We start from the raw sequence: 24,458 nt of genomic DNA on the forward strand, positions 1-24,458 counted from the left end.
CTCCTTCAGTTTGAGAGAGGGGGCACCGGGACGCGCACGTCGGTGACGAGCCTGTCGCGGAACAGACGCACAAGCGCTGAAACCAGGTCGAAGGCCGGGTCGAGCGCCAAGGCGCGGCCAGTGGCATGCTCAAGGCCGAAGCCGTGCTTCAGCGAATGCCAGAAGCCGAAGCTCGCGCGGTCGAGCAGAAAAAGCCGCACGTAGTTCCCCGATCGCCACAGCGCCACCCGTTCAGGGCGTCTTGTCCAGGTGATTTTTTCATCGACCGCAGTCTCCTTTTGATGCTCCATCCATACCGATAGGATCGACCAGTGGGAGACCATCAGTCGCAGTGAGGGCTGGAGCAGGATATCCGGCGACAGCCCAAGGTCGGTGCTGTCGTATTCTGCGAGACTGCGGGCCGGCAGCGAAGCTGTATCGAGCGCTTCGGCAATGGCCCATTCGAGCCGAGCCGTCTCGGCGACGATCGGCATGTCGGACAGGGTGTCGATGGTCTTCAGGAAGCGAGGGAAGCCCGCGCCATAACGCGCCAGGCGTGACTCCGCCGGCGGATGCCGTCGAATGAACTCGCTCGCCATGAAGCGGAAGAAACGTTCGTCCACGAGGCGGGCCGTAACGGGGAAGACGGCCATCAGCACGGCGGTCAAGGAACTGCGCGTGTTGTTCTGGTAGATGCGCAGGCGAGCCATTGGGTCGGCCTTGCCAGCGGTCAGCATTTTCGCGTCGATCAGTGGCTCCATGGCCAGCACCGAGCGCGCCACCATGGTCTGCAGATGTTCAAGCGGCAGCATGATATCCTCCCTCGATTGTCGGCAAGGCCATGTGCATGGCCGGTCTGGCTCTGGCAGCGGCAAATGCCGCAAGCACAGGCATGCTGGTTCGCGTGCTTTCGAAAGCTGGCAGGCTGGACACCGGCAGGACCGTGGTTGGGGCGGTCTGCCTCGCGGCCTGCTTGCGGCCGAACATGATCGAAGCGGAGAGCATGTCGGCCCACATAGCCTCGCCGAGCAGCACGTCGAGAACCGGAACATCGGTATCCCATTCGATCAGCGTAGGGCGCGGCCCGAGATGGCTGATGGCATGGTGATAGAGCCCCCAGACAACCGGCGGCACGCGAGAGCCGTGGTCGTCGATAAGCACGGTGTCGCCGCCGACCTGATTGGTCGCATGGCCGGCAAGGTGGATCTCACCGATGGCATCGGCAGGCAAAGCGTCGATGAAGGTCTTTGCGTCGTATTGGAGATTGTGCGCCGAAACCTGGACATTGTTGACGTCCAGAAGCAGGCCGCAGCCAGTTTGCGCCACCAGCTCGGCCAGAAATTCAGCTTCATTCATGGAGGAGTCGGCAAACGCGACATAGGCGGACAGGTTCTCGATCAGCACACGTCGCTTCAACGTATCCTGGACGGTCGCTATGTTTCGCGCCACGATCGCCAGCGCCTCTTCGTCATAGCGAAGCGGCAGCAGGTCGTTGAGATAGGCTCCGTCGGCAACGCTCCAGGCAAGATGCTCCGAAACGAGATCGGGCTGGAACCGCTCGCAGACCTTTCGCAGCCTTTCCAGATGATCGCGGTCCACGCCTTGCGCGCTGCCCAGAGACAGGCCAACACCGTGAACTGACAGCGGATATATCTGGCGCAGCCGTTCAAGCGCCTCGACGGCGGTGCCGTCGCCCATATAATTCTCGGCATGCACCTCGAGCCAGCCGGCGGAGGGCCTGCGGCTCAACATTTCGCTGATATGAGGAGAGCGAAGACCGATGCCCGCGGTTGCGGGGATGGCGACACCTTGAAATGCACGGGGCATCGGTCTGCTCCCTTCCAAAGGGGGTTGGCTTGAAGTCTGGGTCGGTCAGGCTTTCGGCTTGTCGCTGCCGCCGGTGATCTTGGCGCAGCTGCCGGCCGGCACGTAGAGCCACGAGTCCGGCTGGTTGTCGGCGGTCGAGGTGCCGGCACATGAATGCGTCGCGGTCTGGCAGTCGTTCTGGCCGGCCTTGACGACGCCATAGCACTTCTCGAACGAGAAGCTGGGCTGAGCAGCCGGGCCGCTATAGGCTGCAGATGCAGCAAGCGAGGTGGCGGCTGCGAGGGCCGATCCGATGAGGGTCTTGGTGTTGATCACGGTCGTTCTCCTGGTTGCGTTTAGAGGGAAGACTGACCTGGCGGCCTGTCTGCAAGCAGTGTTGTCCAATGCGCGATGAAGCTGAAATGCTGTCTCGGCATGGATTTGATACGCGGTCACTATGTTGAGGAGGGTAACGACCAAAGCCCTCCGGCGGGGAACCGGAGGGCTTTGGCGCCTACACTTCGTGAGCGCGGAGAGGCAGGCGCGGCCAAGCGGAGGGAGGCGCCTAGACGTATCGATTTTTGCTGTCGACGACTGAGCTTTCGCTCAAGCTTGGATGGTCAGCGAGAAGCCATTCCTCGGCCCGCTGCCGTCCACGGTCACGCATGTCGGTCAATTCGCCCCAGTCGGTCCAGGGCCTGGTAAACAGCGCAGCACTTGTTCTGTGATGACTGTCGAAGAGGACAGATGCAGAGTTCAAGGCATTTGCGGCGAGGCGGTGAGCACAAGGCGTCATGCCCTCGGAGGGTTTGCCGCTGACAATCAGCCAATGCCCAGCCTCGATTTGCTGCACTGCTGGCAAGGCCGAAAAATCGCCTTCACCCCAATATGGATCGCCATCGATTTCCACGGCGGGAAAGAGGAATGGGACTGTCGCTCCCGCCAGGATCGCGTCGATCGACAACTGGTCGCCGGAGAAAATCGTGACGGTGTCGGTGAGGGCGTTCGAAGCCAGGATGTTGAGCTTCAACGGGCAGCTTTCCTTGCGGATCTCGGCAATGTCGATGGACTGTTCCAGGATCGATCTCAGCGGCTTGGCTGTATCGGCCGCGAACATCGTTGCATGGCTGACACGCCGCCAGAAATTGGTAAGCGCCGTCCTTGCCCCACGCCTGCCGCCCAGAGCCAGTCCGTAGGCAAGAACCGCTGCCTCCATGCCTCCGAAACCGGATGCAGTGATGCTGCGGAAGGAAAGGCGAGGCTCATCCAGCAAGCGATCGAGCACGCCCCAGACAAATGCGCCGTGTGCGTCGTTTGTCAGCGTAATGTCGATCAGCTGGCTGTCTTCCGTCGCCGGTCTTGCACCGGCAACAAAGCCATGGTCGGTTGCGGCCTGGATTTGCATCTTTTGGATCTCCTCCCGAAGAACGCCAGGGAAGGCGTTTGATGGAGACACTGCCGCATGATCCTTCATTGGCGAAATGCCAAGCTGGCATGAACTCCATAGTCAGATTGCATTGGCGGCAATCTCTTCCGCGCCGCAAGATTTGCGAGGCTGGCGAGTATCCGACGATCTCGCTTTGGAGCTGGCGCCACGACCTTCGCCGGCAGGCCTTCAGCACCAAAAGGAGCGTGTCATGAGAATACGAAATGTCTGTTTGGGGGCGTTCGCCCTCGCTCTTTTAGCCGGGCCTGCATCCGCCGATGCCTTCAGCGATCTGGCGTCGCTGCCGTCATTCTATAGCGATGCCGGCATGAAAACGATGAAGCCGATGGCCGGTTTCAAAAAGGCTTGGCTGACTGCGCCCCGGGGTGATCGGGACAAGATGATGAAGATGTGCAATGACGCAGCCATGAGCAAGCCGCACGCAGCGTTCTGCGCCAATGTATTGGCGCTTGGCGGCGCCAACTGAGCTGCACCGACTGTGCCGGGCAACACAGGAATGATGTCACAATGGCGAGCGGTCTGCTCGCCACCGTCTTTTGGTGATGGCCAGCTGCTGCGCAACGCAAGTAGTCCGCAGCGCGCGCTGTCGCGGCGCCATGACGGACCGCTATCGACTTTATAGCCGCAGTGCATTGGCGCCAAAGCGAGCCTTGCGGCAGTCTCCGAAGCGCGAACAACCTCGTGCAATTGGGGATAAATCGGCATGGACGTTCACCACATCCGCTACTTCCTGGCAGTGTGCGAGACACGAAACTTCACGCGCGCGGGCGAAAAGTGCAACGTCACTCAGCCGGCTCTGTCCCGCGCGATTCAACAACTCGAGGAAGAGGTCGGAGGGCTGCTGTTTCGCCGTGAACGAAGCTTGACCCACCTGACCGACCTGGGTGTGCTGCTTCGCCCCCGTTTTCAGCAGATTCTCGACGAACTGACTGGAGTGCGGCAGGAGGCATCGAGATTCCTGTGCCTGGAAAACGCCAACCTGAAGGTCGGAGTCATGTGCACAATCGGCCCCCGTCGCTTCACCGGTCTTCTGGCCGAATTCAACCGGCGTCAGCAGGGCATCCAGCTGCAATTGGTTGAGGGTGTCCCGGCATCGCTCTCCCAGCTTCTGGAGTCCGGCGAGATCGACGTCGCCATCATGGCCTCGAGCGACAGCTTCCCGGACCGCTTTGACGTCACACCGCTTTATCGCGAGCGCTTTGTCCTCGCCTTTCCAAATGGCCATCGGCTGGCCCGCAATGACAACGTTGCCATCTCCGAACTCGATGGCGAAAATTATCTCAGGCGCCTGAATTGTGAGTATCGCGATCATCTTGCTGGTCTCTGCAATGATCGTGGCGTCAAGCTCAGGATCTCCTACGCCAGCGAGCGCGAGGACTGGATCCAGAACATGGTGTCCGGAGGGCTAGGTATCTGCTTCATCCCTGAATTCAGTGCGGTGATTCCGGGCCTGCAGGTCCGTCCCGTCATCGATCCTGAGGTCTGGCGGGAAGTATCCCTGGTCGTCGTTGCGGGACGCAGGTTCTCGCCTGCGGCGTCGGCTTTCGTGAACAGCGTCAAGGCGCATGGCTGGCCTGAGAGCCCAATAGCCCAGGCGATCCACAAAAACGCAGCCTGAAGCAAAACGACCAAATTCTGGGAGCGTGCGACAAGTCTTGTCGTGCGCTTTTTTATGCGCTCGCGTCGTTCGACGATAGTTTTCAGGTATCGAATTGAAAGCCAGTCAGCATTTCTCTTTTCTGATCGCTCCCGTCACTCTCCTCGTCATGCCCCGCCTCCCGCGTTTGGGCACCGACAAAGGAGATACAAGATGGCTACCAAGAAACTCACTCTGGCGTTTGCGGCAGGTCTGCTTTCGGCAACCGCTGCATTTTCCTCTGCCCCGGCCTTCGCCGGCGACTGCCCAGCCGGCCAGGCCGCAACGACTGATATCCAGGAACATCCCAGCAAACCGGTTGGCGTTGTCGACACGGTTCTCTCTGCGATCGATCTGAGCAGCAAGGGCGAGGCCTGGAAGGGCAATATGCTGCGCCTTCGCAAGCTCGTCGTTCAGCCCGGCGGCGTCGTGCCATGGCATGAACACAACGTCCGCCCGGCCAACATCCTCATCATCGAAGGCTCGATCACCGAATACCGCAGCACCTGTAAAGTGGGCATCGAGCACCCGGCTGGCGATGTGACTGCCGAGTTCGGCCAGCTCGCCCATTGGTGGAAGAACAACGGCAAGGTGCCCGCCGTGCTCTATTCCGCCGACGTCCTGCCGCCCGCGATGCCCGACGACCACATGATGTGATCCGCGTCTTTCGACGACGTCTTCCCGTAACCCCCCATTGAAGCGCGTCCTCGGGCAGCCGCCTGGGGACGTGTGGCCACGGAGCCCTGTCATGACGACCAGTGGATTGAGTGAACCAACGCGGCTCCGAATGGTTGCTGCGGATGGCCGGCGCTTCGGCCTGATCGCCCTGATTGCGTTCCTGACGCTTGTCGATCTCTTCGCCACTCAGGCCATACTGCCGTCGCTGGTCATCAAGTTCGGCGTCAGCCGCGCCACGATGGGTCTCGCGGTCAATGCCAGCACGTTCGGCATGGCTGTGGCCGGCATCGCGGTCGCGCTTTTCGGGCGCGGCATCGATCGCCGCAACGGCATCTGGATCAGCCTGGCCGTCCTGTCGATACCGACGACGCTGCTTTCGCAGACCGACAACATAATCGTGTTCGCCTTGCTGCGGGTCGCACAGGGCCTATGCATGTCAACCGCTTTCACGCTGACGATGGCCTATCTGGCCGAACATTTTTCATCGCGCCAAACGACCGGCGCGCTTGCGGCCTACGTGACCGGCAACGTCGCCAGCAATTTCTTCGGCAGGCTTATGTCGGCCGCCGTCGCCGATACGTTCGGCATCTCCACCAACTTCCTGACGTTCGCCGCCCTCAATCTGATTGGCGCGGCTCTTGTATGGTTTACGCTGCAAAAGACATCCGCAACTATGGGCGCCGACGCCATGGGCCAACCCGCGCGCGCGGCCTGGAAAGGCGCACTGAAGGACGCCGAGCTACGCGCCTGTTTCGCGATCGGCTTCATGATCCTCTTCGTGTTCATCGGCACTTTCACCTATGTGAACTTCCAGCTTGTCGCCACTCCGCTATCGCTGTCGCCGATGGCACTGGGTCTTGTCTATTTCGTCTTCCTGCCCTCCATGCTGACCACGCCGCTGGCAGGGCGCGTTGCTGCCGGCCTAGGCCCCAGGGTGGGGATCGGTGCAACACTTGCGCTGGCGATCCTCGGTTTGCTTCTGCTGCTTGCGACCAGTCTGCCGATCGTTCTTGCCGGGATGGCGCTTGTCGCCGTAGGCACCTTCCTGGCGCAGGCGATAGCCACCGGCCACGTCAGCCGGACCGTATCGCGTGATCGCACCGCGGCAAGCGGCATTTACCTCGCATCCTATTATGCGGGCGGGCTCGCGGGCAGTTTCGTCCTCGGCCAGATCTATGACCGGATTGGCTGGACCGCATGTGTGACCGTGCTTGTCGCTGTGCTTGCCTGTGCGGTTGCTGTCGCGGGGGTGCTGAAGACGCCAACAGTCTGACCGGCACGAACGGTGAGCCGAAGAAAGTCGCGCCGACGAGCAAGGCGCTGTGAATTCCATCGCTCAACTTAACGTCACGACAAACCCAAGGAGACTGACATGACCACTTATATGAAAACCCTGATTGCCGGCGCTGCCATACTGGTGGCGATCGTCGTCCCTGCCGCCGCCTCGGATGGCGTCGTGACGGTGAAGAGCGACTACTCCGTCGCTGAAACCGTTGCCCGCATCAAGAAGGACGTCCTCAAGAAAGGCATTATGTTCTTCGGCGTCATCGACCAAGCGAAGCTTGGCAACAAAGCAGGCAACGATGTCAAACCGTCGCGTCTTGTGATGTTCGGCAATCCGGCCCTGGGCACGACCTTCATCACGGCCAACCCCGAAGCCGGCCTCGACTGGCCGGTGCGCGTGCTGGTCTATCAGACGGCCGATGGCGGGGTCTACGCCGCCTATTCCGATTTCGACTGGATCGCCAAGCGTCATGGCATCACCGACCGGGCGCCGCAGTTCAAAATGGCCACGGAAGTCATCCAGTCGGTTACCTCGACGATCAAGAAGAACTAGCGCCCGGGATCCAGCGAGATTATTCGGCGACAGCGGCGGGCAGAGTGCTCGCCGGTTCCCCGAACCATTTCTCTTGCAGGAGCGCGCCGACCGCCGGCGGTGTCTGCGGCCGCGCCGTGACGAGATTGACCTCATGTCCTTCACGCGAACGAAAGGTGGTTCGCCGGCCGGTGAAAAAGCCAGCCGGCTGGGGTCTCAGCCCGCCGGAGGAATGAGACCGGATCTGACCGTCGGCTATCGAATCCATGTCTCAACGGCATTTCCGATGTCCGGGGCCAGGGGTCATACTTTTCATCAACAGACAGAACTCGGAAACCACCCGGCGGCAGGCGGTCATGACCAGCTCGCGCTCAGATCGAAGGAGATCACCATGCTCACAGGAAAAACCGCGCTGATAACAGGCTCTACCAGTGGCATTGGCCAGGGGATCGCCGAAGCATTTGCCGCCAAAGGCTGCAATATCGTCCTCAACGGTTTTGGCGATGCCAAGGAGATCGAGAAGCTGCGGGCGGGTATTGCCGCGGAGCACGGTGTGACCGTCCGCTATGACGGCGCGGACATGAGCAAGGGCGACGCCATCACCGCGATGATGGACAAGGCGATCGCCGAGTTCGGCGCGATCGACATCCTGGTCAACAATGCCGGCATCCAGCATGTCGCGCCGATCGATGACTTTCCGATCGAAAAATTTGAAGCAGTCGTGGCGATCGACCTGATGTCGTCGTTCTATACGATCCGGCGCGCGTTGCAGGCCATGAAAGAACGCAAATGGGGCCGCATTATCAATGTCGCCTCGGCACACGCTCTCGTCGCTTCGCCATACAAGTCAGCCTATGTCGCCGCCAAGCACGGCGTTGCCGGGTTGACCAAGACGGTCGCGCTGGAAGTCGCCGAGCAGGGCATCACCGTTAACGCTGTCTGCCCGGGCTATGTGCTGACCCCGCTGGTCGAGAAGCAGATACCGGACACGGCCAAGGCACGCGGGATCACCGAGGAGCAGGTGATCAAGGACGTCCTTCTCGCTGCCCAACCGACCAAAAAATTCGTGACAGTTGCTCAGGTTGCGGCGCTCTGCCTGTTCATGGCCTCGGACGATGCAGCTTCGATCACCGGCGCCATCATCCCGATCGAAGGCGGTTGGACGGCTCACTGAACCCGAACGAGGAATAAAGACCATGAACAAGATCACCCGCAATCCGCCCGTGTCCGAGGCCGAGCCAAAGATCGACCGTCTGGCAGACAGCGCCGCCAAGCGGCAGACGGTGTTGGTTCTTCAGGGCGGCGGCGCGCTCGGCGCCTATCAGGCCGGCGTCTACCAGGCGCTGGTCGAGGGTGGCATCGAACCGGATTGGGTTATCGGCACGTCGATCGGGGCTATCAACGCCGCGTTGATCGCCGGAAACGAACCAACGGTTCGGCTCGCGAGGCTTCAAGAGTTCTGGGAAGGCGTCAGCCGGATCAGCCCGCTCGATGAGTTTTTCGCAATGATGGTTCCGAGCAACGTCTTTGCCAATATGGGCACCGTGATGCGCGGCATACCGGGGTTCTTCGAACCGAATCCAAGTGCCATGTTCGGAGTGAACCGCGAAGTGGGTGTCGAGAACGCCTCCTACTACACGACCGATCCACTCAAGCGGACGCTGAATGACCTGATCGACTTCGACTATCTCAACCGGCGCCATACCCGGCTGACGGTCGGGGCGGTCAACGTCAACACCAGTGAACTCAAATACTTCGACACCCGCGAGATGACCCTGTCGGCGGCGCACATCATGGCGTCGGGTGCCTTGCCGCCGGCGTTTCCGGCGGTCTGTATCGACGGCGAGCCTTACTGGGATGGCGGCATCTATTCGAACACGCCGATCGAGGTCGTGCTCGACGCGCGTCCGCGCCGCGACGCGCTGATCTTTGCCGTCAACATGTGGCAGCCCCGCGCCACCGAGCCGAAATCGATCTGGCAAGTCATGGGCCGGCAAAAGGACCTTCAATTCGCAAGTCGCGGCAAGAGCCACGTGGCCCGGCAGGAGCAATTGCATCGTCTGCGCCACGTCGTGCGTGAAATGGGAAAGCTCGTCCCGGACGAGCGGCGCGAGGATCCGATGTTCAAGGAATTGGCCTCCTATGGCTGCCCGTCGGTCATGCACCTTGTGCGGTTGCTTTCACCGCGCCTCGACGGCGAGGACCACACCAAGGATATCGACTTCACCCGCGCCGGCATCCGTACCCGCTGGCAGGCCGGCTACGAGCATGGCCAGCGCGTTCTCGCGGAGAAGCCATGGGAGTGCGAAGTCGACATGCTGCAGGGCATCGTCATCCACGAATCGCAAGAGTGACATCTTCGAGCGCGGCGGGAAGAAAGACGGAGAATACCGATGCAGATCATCACTCCCGGGATGCGGCTGGTTCCAGAAGCCGTGCTCGCCAACAACGCCGCGCTTTTTCGCGCGATACCGGAGACACCATCTCATGCGGACAGGTCTCGGCATCGCGTGGTCATCGTCGGCGGCGGTGCCGGCGGGTTGGAACTGGCAACGCGCCTCGGCCGTAAATTCGGCAAGCGGCGTCTTTCCGTTACGCTTGTCGACCGCAATCGCACGCACATCTGGAAGCCGCTTCTGCACGAGGTCGCCTCGGGCGCACTGAGCGCGTCGAATGATGCGGTGGAATACATTGGCCATGCCAGTCGCCATCACTATCGATACCGGATTGGCGACGTCGTCGGCATCGACCGCGCCAAGCGGCAGATCTTTGTTGCGCCAAGCTTCGACGACGAAGGCAGGCAGATCATACCGCCGCGCGTGCTGGGCTACGACACGCTGGTGCTGGCCGTCGGCAGCGTCAGCAACGATTTCGACACGCCAGGGGCGGCCCGCCACGCAATCGCACTCGATACGGCTACCCAGGCCGTTCGATTCAACAAGCGCATGATAGACGCCTGCCTGAGGGCCAACGCTCAATACGAGCAGCTGTCGCCGAGCCAACTCCATTGCGTCATCGTTGGCGCTGGAGCCACCGGCGTCGAACTGGCGGCCGAGTTGCACAGGTCGATGCGGGAGATAGCGTCGCACAACCTCGACAACATTGATTTCAAAAGACTTATCCGCATCACCCTCGTCGAGGCCGGGCCACGAATCCTTCCGGCCTTGCCCGAGCACCTGGCGCGCGCCTCGGCGCATCTGCTTCGTGATCTCGGCGTTCAGATACGGTGCGGGATCAAGGTCACCGAAGTGACGGAGGGCGGTGTCAGTCTCGGCGAGAAGCTATTCGTGCCGGCCGAACTCGTCGTCTGGTCTGCGGGGATCAAGGCGCCGGATTTCCTTAAGAAACTCGATGGCCTCGAGACAGACCGCATCAACCGCCTGGTCGTGGATGAGACCCTGCAAGCGCTAGGGGATGAAAACGTGTTTGCGATCGGCGACTGCGCGAGTTGTGTCCTCCCCGGCAGCGAAGCTCCCTTGCCGCCGCGCGCCCAGACGGCCCATCAGCAGGCCGATCATATGGTCAAGGTGATCGCGGCGCGCCTCGAAGGGCAGGTGGCGCCGGCGTTCCGTTACCGCGACTACGGTTCCCTGGTTTCACTGGCCGATTACGGCACCTTCGGCAACCTGATCGGCGGATTGAAGGTTGAGGGTCTGCTTGCCCGGTTGATGTATCGCTCGCTCTACAAGATGCATCTCAAGGCAGTGCACGGGACCTTCAAGACCGTGCTGGACACGGTCACCGGAATCCTGTCGCACCGCACCAAACCGCGGGTCAAATTGCATTGAATCTCGATAGGCCGGGACGGTGGAGAATTTGATGTCGCGATCCTTGGTGGCGGTATGGCTGTGAAGGTCGCTAGACCTGCTGCCGGCCTGTCGGAGGCAAAAGTCGAGGCGCGCGATCTCGGCAGCAGCTGTCCCAACCAGACCGGACGTAACAACTCGAGCGGAAATAACGAACAGAAGGTGAATCCGTGCAGTTTCGATGCACGCAAGGCATCGACTCCATGCAAGAAAAGCATGGCCGTGCCCGTGGGGCTTCAATGATAGGCTGTATGCAATTGCGAAAGTGCAGAAATGGACGCCGACGACCAGGCAATGACGTTTGAACAGTCCGTGCAGGCTGCCATCGAACTCGACGCACCTCTCAACGACCGGCTGGCGGTGATTGCCGGTGCCGTGCGCCGACTAAACTCGGATTTTGCGGATGCGGTGGACCGCCTGGTGACGCGCCTAGGGCAGCAAGGGGCTGGATCCATGGCGCCGACTCCCGGCGATATCATGCCGGGATTCCTGCTGCCCGATGACGAGGGGAGACTGATTGGCCTGGGCGACATCCTCTCCCAAGGTCCGGCCGTGATCACCTTTCAGCGCGGGCACTGGTGTCCATATTGCCGGTTGAATGCGATTGGCATCGTTGAAGCTCAGGAGGAGATTACCACTTTGGGCGGCCAGATTGTGGCGATTATGCCGGAGCGGCGCAGGTTCGCGAAGGCGATGAAGGCAGCTGTGGGCGCCAAGTTTCCATTCCTCACCGACATGGATAATGGCTATGCCCTCTCGCTCAACCTTGCGATTTGGATCGGGGCCGAGATGGAGCGGTTGATGGGCGTTGCCTATGACATCCCAAACTTTCAAGGCAACTCCAGCTGGTTCCTGCCGATCCCCGCGACCTTCGTCGTCGGCACGGACGGCATCATCACCGACCGCTTCGTTGATCCGGACTACCGCCGGCGGATGGACATTGAAGACTTGATCGGGGCGCTTAGGCGGGCTCACTGACGCCAAAGGTCGACCAGTCGGTCGATCGCAACAGGTTTAGCAGCGTCGTTGCCACTGGGGAACGGTGGCGGCCGGCGACTGCATAGACGGCAACGACCCGCGAGATGTCCAAGTCGCGGAGCTTTAGCCTACGGACGTTTGGCGAGCGTGGCGCAGTCACCGAGACAAAACCAACGCCGGCGTTTGCTTCCAGTAGCGCCAAGAGATCATGATCGGTCTCGACCTCATGCGCGGACCGTGGCGTCAGTCCATTTGCCGACAGGCAGCGTGACAGCTCCTCGCTCGTTTCCCAGTCGATCCTGCTCAACACTGGCTCCGCGACAAGCTGGATCAGCGCGACATCGGCCTCGTTGCGGCGTGCAAGCGGATGATCGGAATTCACCACGAGCTCTATGCCTTCTTGGAACAGCGGCCAGGTGTCGAGCCGGTCCCATGCCGCCCCCAGCGGACCGGCAACGGCGAGTTCGACATCGCCGTTCTTCAGCGCATCAATCACAGCGTTCGGCGAGCCGCGGTTGATCTTGAGATGCACGCCGGGATAGGCCCGGAAAAGCTCCGTAAACGGCGAGACCAGAAGTGCGATGTTGACGCTGTTGGAAATGGTGACATTAAGCGGGGCCACGTCGCTGCTTTGCACCGCCTTGGCGAGCGATTTAGCGGAAGTGGCAGCATCGTAACACTGCTGCAGCAAGGGCAGCATGCGTCGGCCAAGCTCGGTCAGATGGGAATGTTGGCGCTCGCGCCGAAGCAGCTCACCGCCCAATTCGTCTTCGAGGGTCTTGATTGCGCGCGTCAGAGCCGGCTGCGTGACATTGCACTCTTCCGCTGCTCTGGTGAAATTAAGCGTGTTGGACAGGGCCAGAAAATAGCGAACCTGCTGCATCTCCATGAATTTCCGCCCCCTCAGCGAAATCCGATTCGTCAGGCGTAGCTAGCTTCTATCTATGCTAGCGCAACAGGACGCTAAGGCAAAGGCGGAGGGCTTGCGGAGGCGAAACGGTGCAATCGGGCTCTGAAGTGCCGCCGGCTTTGGCCGGCGGGTTGTCGGGCACTTGGCACATCCTCGCCTGGATTCCAGCTTTGAAGTTCCGAAGGTCGTGCTCAGCTGTGCAGAGGTCTCGTAACAACGAGACCTCCCTTCCAGGCAAGCTGAGGTCGCAAAGAGTCACTTGAGATTGCACGTCTAAGCCGTGTGGTGACAACCCAAGGAGTGGGAGCCGGAGTCGATTTCTGGACGCCCCGGGTTCGGAACTGCGCTGCGGATGGCCAACGCATGGAAAAGGAGTGCCTGTCAGTTCAGGGTTCTACCGTTCCCTGCCGCGCTGCCCAGTCGAACGGGTAAAGGCAATAGAAATAGCCGGTACGCTCGGTGGCGATGTATTTCAGGTGGGTGCCGTTTGGCAGCCAGACGATATCGCCGGGATTGCACTCATGGCGACCGTCGTCCAGTTCGATCGTCAAGGTGCCCTCGTGGATGAACAGCACCTCGTCGTAGGTCACGGTCCAGTCGATCGAGGCGTTCTCGAGATACTCGATGCCGCCGCCCATGGTCCGACTGATATCGGCATTGATGACGCGGGCAATCGAGGATGTGCCGGTCGGTGTGATGGACGGCTTCAGGGTCAATTCGCTGTGCTTGAAGATCTTGGCCTTGGACACCGTTTATCCTTTCCTTGCGCGGAGGTTGGCTTTCGAAGGGGTGACGCCGGACGGGGCCAGTCCCGCGAGCCATCTGGTCAAGAGGTCGGGTTTTCGGCCGGCATGTTCGAGATCGTCGCGCCGCCGCACCGCGCCACGAACGAAATGCGCGCCGACGAAACGGAATGGTTCGGGTGGGAAGCCTCGCGTCACCGGACGCACGAGCGCCGAATGGGTTAGTTCGGATTCGCCTGCGGTCAACAGGGTGGTCAGGATCTTGCCGCCGAGATAGGCCATCGTCGTACCGTTGCCTGAAAAGCCGTAGCCGTAAATGATGTCGCGGTTAGAGGGCAGGGCGCCGAACAGCGGCACGCCGCTGACGGTCCGGTCGATGGGTCCGTTCCACGATGTATCGAGCGGAAAGCCGGCGAGCGCCGGGTGACCGTCCCGCAACACGCGGCGCATGTCGGCAACCCGTGGCGATTGGCCATGAAATCGCTGGTCGACGATGCCGCCGAGGCCGATGACGCCGCCACTGACGCCAACAGACAGCCGGCCATCGCGGGTCGGCGACCAACCGCCAACGAAGACGCGGGAATCGATCATCAGCGGCGCGCGGCGGTAGCCGACCTTGTCGAGAAGGTCTGGAATGCGCTTCGACATGGCGTCGTCGCTGGAGATGTTGAAGATTGCCGGCGCAAGTTCGGGAATGGCGCCGGACCATGCATTCATGGCAAGCACGATCTTGCCACAGGACACAGTTCCTCTCGCCGTTTCCACCTTGAGCTTGCCGCCGCGTGAAAAACGCGTCATCGGCGATTTCTCGTAGATGCGCACGCCGCGCTTCAGTGCTGCCCGGCGCAGGCCGCGCACCAGGTAGCCGGGGTGCACGGTTGCCGACGACGCATCGAACGCGCCGCCGAAGTGGCTCGTCGTGCCGGCCATCGCTGCGATCTCCTCGCGCGAAACTCGTCGCGCCGGCACGTAGCCATGCGCCGCCAGCTTGTTCAACGCGTCGTCCCAGGCGCCAAGCTGGGCTTCGCACGTCGCACCCCAGATCCAGCCGATGCGATCAAACCAGCTGTCTATTCCCTCGGCCTTGCAGAAAGCCTCGATGCCGCCGATTGCGGCTTCGGATGCCTTGATGATCGAAAGTGCATCGTTTCCGTCGCGCAGCGCGGCGAGCGCGCTGTATTTCGTCCATGCCGAGAGCACCATGCCGGAGTTGCGGCCGCTCGGGCCACCGCCGCAAATGTCGCGCTCGACGATGACAACATCGAAGGCGGGATTGTGCTCCTTGAGGCGTATGGCGGTCCACAGGCCCAGATAGCCGCCGCCGACGATGCAGATGTCAGCCTGGGTCGCCTCTTCGAGCGGAGGCGCAAGGTCTGGGTCCTCGGGCAGGGCCTGCCGCAGCCAATGGCTTCGCCAGACGATGTCCTTTTCCGTCAGTTGCATCACGATGCGCCTCTGGCTGATAGGCGGCGCTCCACGAGCCTGACCCAAAGGCTCGCGCCAATCGGCAGGATTGCGTCGTTGAAATCGTAGTTGGTGTCGTGAGCCGCAGCCTGGTGCGCATCGTCGGCCTGGCCGAGCAGGAAATAGCAGCCGGGCCGCTGTTCCAGCATGTAGCAGAAATCTTCAGAACCCATCTCGGGAGGCGGATCGATGACGAGACTTGCCGGTCCCATCACCTCGTTCACAATTGCGATCATCGCGTCGGCTTGCGCCGCAGTGTTTATCGTCGGTGCGAAGGGCGTTTCGTAGCGGATGTCGACGTCGGCGCCAAAAGCTTCAGCTTCGTTTTTCGCGATGCGGCGGATTGCCGTCTCCAGCGTCTTTTGAACCTGATGGTCAAAGGTGCGCACGGTGCCGGTCAGAAACGCCGTATCGGGGATGGTGTTGAAGGCTTCGCCGGCGCGCAGGCTGCCAACGGTGACGATTGCGGAAGAATGCACATCGGTGACGCGGCCGGGCAGGGCTTCGATTGCCAGCAGGATGCGCGCGGCGATGGGGAGTGGATTGATCGCCAGATGCGGCATCGCCGCATGGCCGCCCCTTCCGTGGACGACGATCTCGAAGCGATCGGCCGCCGCGGCCACCGTTCCGCGGTGGACGGCGATCTCGCCGAGCGGCCGTTCGCAATTGTGCAGCGCGTAGACTTCATCGCAGGGGAAACGCTCGAAAAGGCCCTCGTTCAGCATGGCAAGCGCCCCACCTCGACCCTCCTCGGCCGGCTGGAAGATGAAATGCACCGTGCCGGCGAAGTCGGGCGAGCGAACAAGCGCCGAGGCTGCGCCGAGCAGCATAGTGGTATGGCCGTCATGGCCGCAGCCATGCATCCGCCCGGGGGTGCGGGACGCATGCGCCAGCGGCCGTGCCTCTGTCATCGGCAGGGCATCCATGTCGGCGCGGATGCCAAGGCTCCGACCAGCGCCGAGCCTGCCCCTGAGCGTCCCGACTACACCTGTGCGTCCGACGCCTTCGGTCGTCTCGATGCCCCACGCGCGCAGTTTGTCCGCCACGAAATGGGCCGTCTCGAACTCTTCGAAACCGAGTTCGGGATTGGCATGGAGATGCCGCCGCCATGCCGTCATCTCGGTCTCGAGTTGCTGCACCGACGGAACCAGTTTCATGCCGATGCCTTTGCGCGGAGAGCTTGCGAGCGGCTCTGCAGGATGGCGATGACCCCAAGCAGGATCGCCGAGAAAGCGATCAGCAGCACGGCGACGGCCGCGATGGCAGGGCTGATGGACTCGCGCAACCCGGAGAATATCATGCGGGGCAAGGTTCGCTCCGCGCCCGTCGAGAGGAAGCTTGCGACGACGACTTCGTCGAAAGAAATGATGAAGGCGATGATGGCCCCTGTAACGACGCCCGGCGCTATCAGCGGCAGCACCACCTTGAAGAAGGTGCGCATGGCGCCGGCGCCCAGCGATGCCGCCGCACGAACCAGCGTCCGGTCGAAGGTCGAAAGGCTGGCGACGACGGTGGTCAGCATCACAGGCACGGCCATCGCCGTGTGCACCAGAATGATCGATAGCTTGCTGCCAACGAGTCCCAGCGTGGCGAAGAATGAAAAGGCCGCGACGCCGACGATGACGACCGGCGTCACCAAAGGCGCGGCGATGATCGCGTAGAGGATACGTTTCCCGGCAAAATCACCCCAGGCGAGCCCGATCGCCGCAGGTATGCCGAGCAGCAAAGCCAGAACCGTGGTGGATAGCCCGATGACGACCGAGTTCCACAGCGCGTTCGGCCAGCGCTCGTCGACCCACAGCTCGGCATACCAGCGCAACGACCAGCCCGGCGTTGGAAATGCCAGCGAATTGCTCGAGGTCAGTGACATGGGGACCACGATCAGCAGGGGCAGGATGATGAAAGCCAGCAACGTCGCCGCATAGGCATACATCAGCCATTTCCGGAAGCGGTCGGCGCTCATGCGACATGCGCCTTGCTGCGGAAGAGGACGGATGCCGTCCAGAACAGGAACGCAAACAACACGAGGATCATGAGCAGTTGCAGGGAAAGCGCTGCGCCCATGCCCCAGTTCAGCGTGCTGTTGGTGTAGAAGGCTATGTAGCTGGAGATCATCTGGTCCGTCGGCCCGCCGACAAGCGTCGGGGTGATGTAATAGCCGAGCGCGAAGACAAAAACGATCGCCCCGCCGGACAGGATCCCGGGCAGGATCAACGGCAACTGCACGCGGCGCCACGCCGTGAGCCACGGGGCACCCAACGACAGCGCCGCGCGCATGTAGGTGGTCGGAACCCGCCGCATGACGGCGACGACGGAGAGGACCATCATGGGCAGCAGAACCTGAACCATCGCCAGGTACAGCGAAAAGCGGGTGTAGATGAGGTCGAGGGGTTCGCTGACGATACCCAATCCGAGCAGTGTGGAATTCACGGGACCGTTCTTCTGCAGCACGATGATCCAGATGACGGTGCGCACCAGCAGCGATGTCCAGAGCGGAAACAGGATCAGCGCGAACATCAGCTTCGACCAGGCAGGCGGCGCGCTGACGATCGCCTGCGCCAGCGGCACGGCGAGCACCGCGCAGATGACCGTCACCACGATGCTGATCCAGATCGTACGCAGCAGCGCGTCGACGAAGATGGCGCGGTCGGCCGAAACGGCTTCGATCGAATTGTCCGCGCCGCGCTTCAGGTCGAGGCTCGCAAGCAGATAATAGTCCGTTCGCGCGCTTTGCTGACGCGCTATGACCTGCCAGAGATCGATGTTTTTCCAGCCGGCCTGTTTGGCGAGCACCTCGTCGCGCACGGGGCGCATGCCGAGCTTGCCGTCGGCCGCATCCTTTGCCGTCTTGATGACGAGGAAACGGCTACCGACAACGCGCTGGTTCACGAGTTGCGCCAGGACGCCTTCCTTCCCGGCGCGCCGCGCGTCGGCCAGGTCCTCGACGAGTGCTGCAAAGACGGGTTCGCCAGGCAGGCCGCTCTCTGCTTTCCAGCCGGCCAGAGCGGCAATGGTGCGCGGCAGGTTGTTCGAGAAATCCGAGTTGTCGACGGCCAGAGCGAGGAAGCGCGCCACCGGCCACAGAAACAGAATGACGACGAATAATATAAGCGGAGCCGTCAACAGGGCGAGCATGCCGCCCCGTTGGCGTCGCTTCATAGCCGGTTTTGTCCCGACCAACATGCCCAAGTTACTTCGCGAGCCAGGCCTTGAAGCGTTCTTCCAACGCTTCCTTGTGCTCGGTCCAGAAGTCGTTGTCATAGGCGGCGCCGTACTGGAGGTGCTCCGGCGACGTCGGCAGGTTGGCCTTCCAGTCCGCGGGAATGAGGTCGGCGGCTTCCTTGCGGCCGGTGCCATAGGCATAGAGCTTGGAGAAGCCGGCCTGGTTTTCAGGGATGGAAAACCACTTGAGGAGATCCAGCCCGCCCTGCTGGTGTGGTGCGCCCTTCACCACGGCCCAGTAGTCGGTGCCGTAGAAGAAGCCGGCGTCCCACGCGATGGCGTAGGGCTTCTTCTCGTTGATGGCTTCGTTGGTGATGCGTGCATTGAACGCGTCGCTGAGCGTCACTTCGCCGCTGTCGAGGTTCTGGATGCCCTGCGTCGTGGTGGACCACCAGACGACGTTCGGCTTGATCTTGTCGAGCATGGCGAAAGCCCGGTCGACACCTTCCGGCGTGGCCAGCACCTTGTACATGTCCTCGCGTTTCACGCCGTCGGCCATGAGCGCATTTTCCAGCGTGAACTGCGCTTGCTGGTAGAGGCCGCGCTTTCCTGGAAATTTCTCGACGTTCCAGAAGTCCGCCCAGCTCTTTGGCGCGGCGTCGCCCTTATAGACATCCGTGTTGTAGGCAAGAACCGTTGCCCATGTGTCGGACGCGACACCGCATTCGTGCAGGGTTCCTGGGAGATAGTTCGCTGCGTCGCCTGTGATCTCGGGTGTCAGCGGGACGAACAGGCCTTCGGCGCAGCCGACTTCCATGGCGGGCGCTTCCACCGAGACGACGTCGTAAGTAATGTTGCCCGCTTGCACCTGGGCACGCACCTTGGCGACCTCGCCGCCCCACTCTTCCATGACGATCGGGACGCCCGTCTTTTCGGTGTACTTGTCCCAGACTCCATCCTTGTAGGCCTTGTCCCATGTACCACCCCAGCCGACCACCGTGACGGGATCGGCCGCGGACGCGGCAAAAGTCGAGGTCGCGAGGCAGATCGCGGCGGCAGATACGGCTTGCAGATAAGTCCTCATTGCAGTTCCCCTTTCTTATCGTTGTAGATTTGATCAAATTTCAAACGCAAAATGGATTGATTAGCAACAGGAATTTGCGATAGGGTGCAAAAAAGTTAAAAAGATAAGGGGATTTGATCGAATGCTGCAAGGCACTAGAGACGTGCGCGCCAATGTCAGTCTCGCTGCTGTTCTGGACGAGGCGCGACAGTGTTTCGCTGACGCCAACCCGAACAGCCTGGCGCGTCAGAACGAGGCCGCGGCATCCTTGCCGGGCGGCAATACGAGGGCTGTACTTTGGTACCCGCCATTCCCTGTTTCGTTCGTCTCCGGCGAGGGCTGCAGGGTCACCGATCTCGACGGCCATACCTATGTCGACTTGGTCTCGGAATACAGCGCCGGCTTCTACGGCCACTCCGACAAGGCGATTTCGGCGGCCCTTGTGGACGTCATACAGGGCGGCATCATGCTGGGTGCACCCAACCGCTACGAGGCGCGCCTGGCAGCGGCGGTGGTCGAGCGTTTTCCAGCCATCGAGCGCGTGCGCTTCTGCAACTCGGGCACCGAGGCGAACATCATGGCGATTTCCGCCGCTCGCGCCATCACGAAGCGTTCGAAGATACTCGCCTTCCGGGAAGGCTATCACGGCGGCGTACTGACTTTTGCGCATGGCGGCTCACCGCTCAATTTGCCTTTCCCCTTTGTCTTCGCCGACTACAACGATAGTGCAGGCGCCGTGGCGCTCATCAAGGAACAGGGCGACGACCTTGCCGCCGTCATCGTCGAACCGATGATGGGCGGTGGCGGCTGCATCCCGGCGACCTGCGAGTTCCTGCAAGCGCTGCGCACAGCGACGAAGGAGACCGGCGCGCTGCTGATCTTCGACGAGGTCATGACCTCGCGCCTCGACTATCGAGCGCTCCATGGCGCGCATGAAATTTTTCCCGATTTCGTGACGCTCGGAAAGTACATCGGCGGCGGTGCGAGTTTTGGCGCATTCGGTGGACGCGCCGACCTCGTCGACCGCTTCGATCCGGCTTTGCCTGATGCGTTCTCGCATGGCGGGACGTTCAACAACAATATTCTCAGCATGGCTGCTGGTTTCACCGGTCTGACGCAGGTGCTGACGCGAGAGGCGAGCCGCGCCATCAATGCGCGCGGCGATCGCTTGCGTGAAGCGATGAACGTCTCACTTGAACGACATGCCGTCGAGGGCATCGTCACAGGGCGCGGGTCGTTGATGAACCTGCATTTCGTCAGGGGGCCGGTGGACACGCCGGCGCGGCTCGACGATGCCGATCCATCGGTGATTGCGCTTTGGCATATCGAGATGCTGTTGCGAGGGTACTACGTGACGCCGCGCGGCATGCTGGCGTTGTCACTGCCATTTGGCGACGCCGAACTCGACGGCTTCGCCGCCGCATTCGACGATTTCCTGTCGAGCAACCTCAAAATACTGCCCCGCCGGACAAACTGATGCTTGATCGCAAGGATGCCACCGCCGGCTCGGCCGCGCAAAAGACAGCTCATGTTCGTGTCCATACGGGCTTGAAGGAAGCACTGATGAACGGTGACTTCCTGCCCGGCCAAAGACTGGTCGTGCGACAGCTTGCCGAACAGTACCGGACCAGCGCCATGCCGGTGCGCGAGGCCTTGCGGCAACTCGTCAGCGACGAGGCGATGTTCGACCACCCAAACCGGGGCGTCATCGTCCCCGAGGCCACGGTGGCGCGTATTTCGGATCTCGTGCGTGTGCGCTGCAGCGTCGAAGGGACGGCGGCCGAATGGGCTGCGACGACCATCACGCCCGAAGAACTCGATGAATTGGCGAAGCTGAACAGCCTGATGCGCGAGTGCGTCGAGAGCAACGTCATGGCTAACTATCTCGGCCTGAACAGGCGGTTCCATTTCACGATGTACCATGCCGCGCGGTCACCTCTCATCCAGCAGATCATCGAGAAATTGTGGCTGCAGGCAGGACCGTTCTTGAACATCGTCCGCTCGGACGTGACCTACGGCCTGGGCCTGGACCATCACGACGAAATGCTCGCGGCGCTGCGTCGCGCCGATGGCGCGGCTGCGCGCAAGGCCCTGGTGGCCGATCTGCGCGAGGCCGCCGACATCATTCTTCGCGCCGCGGCGGCGGCTGAGGTGCAGCCTGCTCGAAAGCGCCCGACTTCGGTGCGCCGTGATCCGAAGGCGCAGGCGCGGTGATGGGCGGATCTCCGCGTGGGCCGGTTCACGTCGAGTTTCGCGGCGTCAGCAAGCGCTACGGGCATGCGGTCCAGGCGGTGCGCCAGCTCGACCTGGAAATCATGCGCGGCGAATTCCTGACGCTGCTAGGCCCTTCCGGGTCCGGCAAGACGACGGCGTTGATGATGCTGGCAGGATTCGAAGATACGACCGAGGGCGAAATTCTCATTGACGGTCAGCGCATCGACAACGTTCCCGCCAATTGTCGCGGCATCGGCATGGTGTTCCAGAACTACGCGCTTTTCCCGCACATGACGGTCGCCGAAAATCTGGCTTTCCCGCTCGAGGTCCGCAAACTTGGCCGCGAGGAGGTCAGGCGACGTGTCGGGAACGTTCTCGACATGGTCCAGTTGCCCGAATTCGGCAATCGGCGGCCAGCGCAGCTTTCGGGCGGGCAGCAACAACGTGTGGCGGTTGCCCGCGCCCTAATTTTCGAACCAAATCTTGTCTTGATGGACGAACCGCTTGGCGCCCTCGACAAGCAGCTGCGCGAGCAGATGCAGTTCGAGATCAAGGATATTCACGCCCGGCTGGGCGTGACCTTCGTCTACGTCACGCACGACCAGACCGAAGCGCTAACCATGTCGGACCGGATCGCGGTGTTCAGCGCCGGCCGCATCGAGCAACTGTCGACGCCGCGCGAACTGTACGAGCGTCCCGCGGCGAGCTTTGTCGCAAGCTTCATCGGTGAGAACAACCGCATGTTCGGCGCCGTGCTGGCCGGGAGCGAGGATGGCGGCGTATCCGTCCGTCTCGACGACGGCGACGTTGTGTTGAACGCCATGTCCTGCGGCGCTGCGCTTGCCGCGGGCACCAAGATAACGCTGTCGATAAGGCCCGAGCGCCTGTCCGTTCTGCAGGACGGCGTCACGGCACTCAACGAGATCCCGTCGACGGTCGTTCAGTCAATCTATGTCGGCGATCATGTCCGGCTCATCGCCGCGACCGCGAGCGGCCAGAAACTCATCGTCAAGCTAGCCACTTCATCGTCTCAACCGAAGCTCGATCCGGGTACGGCGATCCGGCTGGGTTGTGGCCGCGAGGATTGCCTCGCGCTCGATCGATAACAACAAAAGGCAGACAAGGGAGGCTCCAGCTATGAAGAAATCGCCGAAAGTCGTCATCACCTGTGCGGTCACCGGATCGATCCACACGCCGACCATGAGTCCCTATTTGCCGATAACGCCGAGCGAGATCGTCGATGCCGCTGTCGGCGCAGCCGAAGCTGGCGCCTCGGTAATCCATCTACATGCCCGCGACCCCGAGACGGGCAAACCCACCCCCGATCCCAGGCTTTTCATGGACTTCCTGCCCCGCATCAAGCAGCAAACCAACGCAGTGATGAACATCTCCACCGGCGGCGGCCTCAAGATGACGCTCGACGAACGTCTCGAAGCCGCCCATGCCGCCAAGCCCGAACTCTGCTCGCTCAACATGGGATCGATGAATTTCGCCCTGCACCACATCGCGCCGAAATACACCGACTGGAAGTACGACTGGGAGAAGGGCTACCTGGAAGACACGAAGAAGGGCATCGTCTCCAACACGTTCGAGCAGATCGAGCGCATCATCCTCGAGGTTGGCCAGGCCTACGGCACCAAGTTCGAGTTCGAGTGCTATGACGTCAGTCACCTCTACACGCTGGCGCACTTTCTCGACCGCAAGCTGCTGAAGCCGCCGCTTTTCGTCCAGACGATCTTCGGGCTTCTGGGCGGAATCGGCGCCGACGCCGAAGACATGATGCACATGCGCAGGACGGCGGACAGGCTGTTCGGAGACGACTATCTCTGGTCGATCCTTGCCGCCGGCAAGCACCAGATGAACCTCTGCACGATGGGTGCGATCATGGGTGGCAATGTGCGTGTCGGGCTGGAAGACAGTCTCTATATCGGCAAGGGCGCGCTTGCCAAGAGCAATGCCGAGCAGGTCGCCAAGATCAAGCGCATCCTTGGCGAACTGTCGCTTGAAATCGCAACCCCCGACGAAGCCCGCCAGTTGCTGGATCTCAAGGGCGGAAACGAGGTCGGGTTTTGACGCCCCCGATTGAAACTTATGTCGGCGTCGTCCATCCTTGGATGTGTGACGCGATGGGCCATCTCAACGTCCGTCACTACGTCGCTATGTTCGACGACGCCAGTTTCCAGCTGCTCGGCAGGATCGCCGATCCCCGTTTGACGCCGACGCTCGGCTGGGCGGATGTGAGGATGGAGATCGACTACGTGCACGAAACCGAGGTGGGAACTCTGGTCACCGTTCGCACCGTTATAGAAAAGCTTGGGAAGTCGTCGCTGACCTATCTGCATGAAATGCGCGGCACGCTGGACGATGTGCTGCATGCACGCATGCGCACCGTAACGGTGCGCTTCGATCTTCAAGCGCGGAGCAAGATCGAGATCGAAGGCAAGGCCCGACAAGCGAGCGCAAATCTCCCGAGGGGTGAAGCCGATGCGCATGGGTGACGGCGAGAATGTCTTGAGCGAGATGCGGTAGGTCGCGGAAGGCTTCTACTCGCCATAGGAAGGGCAAAATATAGCCGCAATTGCACAGACACCGCATTGGGCGGCCGACACAATCGGGCCGTTGCGTACGATAGCGGGGTTGAATTGGTAGCGGGACATTCGCAAGGGCGCTCTTTTGCTATCGTCAGCCAGCGTGACGGCAATTCGGTATCGAGTGTCACGACGTTGAAAAACAAGACTCGTCGCAATGATGGACGG

25 protein-coding genes are annotated in these 24,458 nt (G+C 61.6%); 14 read left to right on the plus strand and 11 right to left on the minus strand.

Features of this window, described 5'->3' with window-relative positions; translation table 11 throughout:
* Positions 1-5: 5 nt before the first annotated feature.
* From NKH22_RS11840 to NKH22_RS11855, 4 genes are all read right to left on the minus strand, one after another.
* The gene (locus NKH22_RS11840; RefSeq protein WP_023683378.1) at positions 6-791 is read right to left on the minus strand and encodes an HvfC/BufC N-terminal domain-containing protein; all 786 of its coding nucleotides are present in this window, start codon (positions 789-791) and stop codon (positions 6-8) included.
* Positions 778-1,806, minus strand: a complete 1,029-nt coding sequence (bufB, locus tag NKH22_RS11845) for an MNIO family bufferin maturase (RefSeq protein WP_023686289.1) — start codon at positions 1,804-1,806, stop codon at positions 778-780. Before bufB ends, NKH22_RS11840 begins: the two co-directional genes overlap by 14 nt.
* A gap of 45 nt (positions 1,807-1,851) precedes the next feature.
* Positions 1,852-2,121 (minus strand): BufA1 family periplasmic bufferin-type metallophore, encoded by a 270-nt coding sequence (locus NKH22_RS11850; RefSeq protein WP_023683376.1) that lies wholly within the window; start codon positions 2,119-2,121, stop codon positions 1,852-1,854.
* A gap of 229 nt (positions 2,122-2,350) precedes the next feature.
* Positions 2,351-3,190, minus strand: a complete 840-nt coding sequence (locus NKH22_RS11855) for a patatin-like phospholipase family protein (protein WP_023814571.1) — start codon at positions 3,188-3,190, stop codon at positions 2,351-2,353.
* A gap of 76 nt (positions 3,191-3,266) precedes the next feature.
* On the opposite strand from NKH22_RS11855, the gene NKH22_RS11860 reads away from it, so the two are divergent.
* The 9 genes from NKH22_RS11860 to NKH22_RS11900 all read left to right on the plus strand — a co-directional run bounded on the left by NKH22_RS11860 (position 3,267) and on the right by NKH22_RS11900 (position 12,146).
* Complete coding sequence (locus NKH22_RS11860; RefSeq protein WP_245261696.1) at positions 3,267-3,698, plus strand: hypothetical protein; 432 nt, start codon at positions 3,267-3,269, stop codon at positions 3,696-3,698.
* Positions 3,699-3,935: 237 nt separating this feature from the next.
* Positions 3,936-4,850 (plus strand): LysR family transcriptional regulator, encoded by a 915-nt coding sequence (locus tag NKH22_RS11865; RefSeq protein ID WP_352909607.1) that lies wholly within the window; start codon positions 3,936-3,938, stop codon positions 4,848-4,850.
* A gap of 192 nt (positions 4,851-5,042) precedes the next feature.
* The gene (locus NKH22_RS11870) at positions 5,043-5,525 is read left to right on the plus strand and encodes a cupin domain-containing protein (RefSeq protein ID WP_023683372.1); all 483 of its coding nucleotides are present in this window, start codon (positions 5,043-5,045) and stop codon (positions 5,523-5,525) included.
* 91 nt (positions 5,526-5,616) lie between these two features.
* Positions 5,617-6,819, plus strand: a complete 1,203-nt coding sequence (locus tag NKH22_RS11875) for an MFS transporter (protein ID WP_023686286.1) — start codon at positions 5,617-5,619, stop codon at positions 6,817-6,819.
* Between the two features lie 99 nt (positions 6,820-6,918).
* Positions 6,919-7,383, plus strand: a complete 465-nt coding sequence (locus NKH22_RS11880) for a DUF302 domain-containing protein (RefSeq protein ID WP_502908568.1) — start codon at positions 6,919-6,921, stop codon at positions 7,381-7,383.
* A 370-nt stretch (positions 7,384-7,753) separates the two neighbouring features.
* Positions 7,754-8,536 (plus strand): 3-hydroxybutyrate dehydrogenase, encoded by a 783-nt coding sequence (locus NKH22_RS11885; protein ID WP_023686285.1) that lies wholly within the window; start codon positions 7,754-7,756, stop codon positions 8,534-8,536.
* Between the two features lie 22 nt (positions 8,537-8,558).
* Positions 8,559-9,716, plus strand: coding sequence for a patatin-like phospholipase family protein (locus NKH22_RS11890; RefSeq protein WP_023683367.1), 1,158 nt, complete (start codon positions 8,559-8,561; stop codon positions 9,714-9,716).
* A gap of 39 nt (positions 9,717-9,755) precedes the next feature.
* Complete coding sequence (locus NKH22_RS11895; protein ID WP_023686284.1) at positions 9,756-11,150, plus strand: NAD(P)/FAD-dependent oxidoreductase; 1,395 nt, start codon at positions 9,756-9,758, stop codon at positions 11,148-11,150.
* Between the two features lie 291 nt (positions 11,151-11,441).
* Positions 11,442-12,146, plus strand: a complete 705-nt coding sequence (locus tag NKH22_RS11900; RefSeq protein WP_023686283.1) for a peroxiredoxin-like family protein — start codon at positions 11,442-11,444, stop codon at positions 12,144-12,146.
* Here the strand turns inward: NKH22_RS11900 and NKH22_RS11905 are convergent.
* The 7 genes from NKH22_RS11905 to NKH22_RS11935 all read right to left on the minus strand — a co-directional run bounded on the left by NKH22_RS11905 (position 12,130) and on the right by NKH22_RS11935 (position 19,509).
* Positions 12,130-13,035, minus strand: a complete 906-nt coding sequence (locus tag NKH22_RS11905) for a LysR family transcriptional regulator (RefSeq protein WP_023686282.1) — start codon at positions 13,033-13,035, stop codon at positions 12,130-12,132. The genes NKH22_RS11900 and NKH22_RS11905 overlap by 17 nt on opposite strands.
* 407 nt (positions 13,036-13,442) lie before the next feature.
* Entirely contained in the window at positions 13,443-13,805 is a 363-nt protein-coding gene (locus NKH22_RS11910) for a EutQ-related cupin domain-containing protein (protein WP_023683363.1), read from the minus strand.
* 3 nt (positions 13,806-13,808) lie between these two features.
* Positions 13,809-15,242, minus strand: coding sequence for an NAD(P)/FAD-dependent oxidoreductase (locus NKH22_RS11915; RefSeq protein WP_023683362.1), 1,434 nt, complete (start codon positions 15,240-15,242; stop codon positions 13,809-13,811).
* Positions 15,242-16,420, minus strand: a complete 1,179-nt coding sequence (locus NKH22_RS11920) for a M20 aminoacylase family protein (RefSeq protein ID WP_023686281.1) — start codon at positions 16,418-16,420, stop codon at positions 15,242-15,244. Before NKH22_RS11920 ends, NKH22_RS11915 begins: the two co-directional genes overlap by 1 nt.
* On the minus strand, positions 16,417-17,226 hold the full coding sequence (locus NKH22_RS11925; protein WP_023683360.1) for an ABC transporter permease: 810 nt from the start codon (positions 17,224-17,226) through the stop codon (positions 16,417-16,419). Before NKH22_RS11925 ends, NKH22_RS11920 begins: the two co-directional genes overlap by 4 nt.
* Positions 17,223-18,422, minus strand: a complete 1,200-nt coding sequence (locus tag NKH22_RS11930; protein WP_023686279.1) for an ABC transporter permease — start codon at positions 18,420-18,422, stop codon at positions 17,223-17,225. The genes NKH22_RS11925 and NKH22_RS11930 overlap by 4 nt, the downstream gene beginning before the upstream one ends.
* Positions 18,423-18,453: 31 nt before the next feature.
* Entirely contained in the window at positions 18,454-19,509 is a 1,056-nt protein-coding gene (locus NKH22_RS11935; protein WP_023683358.1) for an ABC transporter substrate-binding protein, read from the minus strand.
* Positions 19,510-19,630: 121 nt separating this feature from the next.
* On the opposite strand from NKH22_RS11935, the gene NKH22_RS11940 reads away from it, so the two are divergent.
* The 5 genes from NKH22_RS11940 to NKH22_RS11960 are packed head-to-tail and all read left to right on the plus strand — an operon-like array spanning position 19,631 to position 24,200.
* Positions 19,631-20,965: an aspartate aminotransferase family protein gene (locus NKH22_RS11940; protein WP_352909610.1), complete on the plus strand. Its 1,335-nt coding sequence runs from the start codon at positions 19,631-19,633 to the stop codon at positions 20,963-20,965.
* Entirely contained in the window at positions 20,965-21,702 is a 738-nt protein-coding gene (locus NKH22_RS11945; RefSeq protein WP_023683356.1) for a GntR family transcriptional regulator, read from the plus strand. The genes NKH22_RS11940 and NKH22_RS11945 overlap by 1 nt, the downstream gene beginning before the upstream one ends.
* Positions 21,702-22,808, plus strand: a complete 1,107-nt coding sequence (locus NKH22_RS11950) for an ABC transporter ATP-binding protein (RefSeq protein WP_023683355.1) — start codon at positions 21,702-21,704, stop codon at positions 22,806-22,808. The genes NKH22_RS11945 and NKH22_RS11950 overlap by 1 nt, the downstream gene beginning before the upstream one ends.
* Before the next feature lie 31 nt (positions 22,809-22,839).
* Positions 22,840-23,775 (plus strand): 3,5-dioxohexanoate:acetyl-CoA acetone transferase, encoded by a 936-nt coding sequence (kce, locus tag NKH22_RS11955; protein WP_023683354.1) that lies wholly within the window; start codon positions 22,840-22,842, stop codon positions 23,773-23,775.
* A 41-nt stretch (positions 23,776-23,816) separates the two neighbouring features.
* Positions 23,817-24,200 (plus strand): acyl-CoA thioesterase, encoded by a 384-nt coding sequence (locus tag NKH22_RS11960; RefSeq protein WP_081731284.1) that lies wholly within the window; start codon positions 23,817-23,819, stop codon positions 24,198-24,200.
* The last annotated feature ends 258 nt before the right edge of the window (positions 24,201-24,458 follow it).

This window comes from Mesorhizobium sp. M1252 (assembly GCF_040318265.1).
GTDB lineage: Bacteria > Pseudomonadota > Alphaproteobacteria > Rhizobiales > Rhizobiaceae > Mesorhizobium.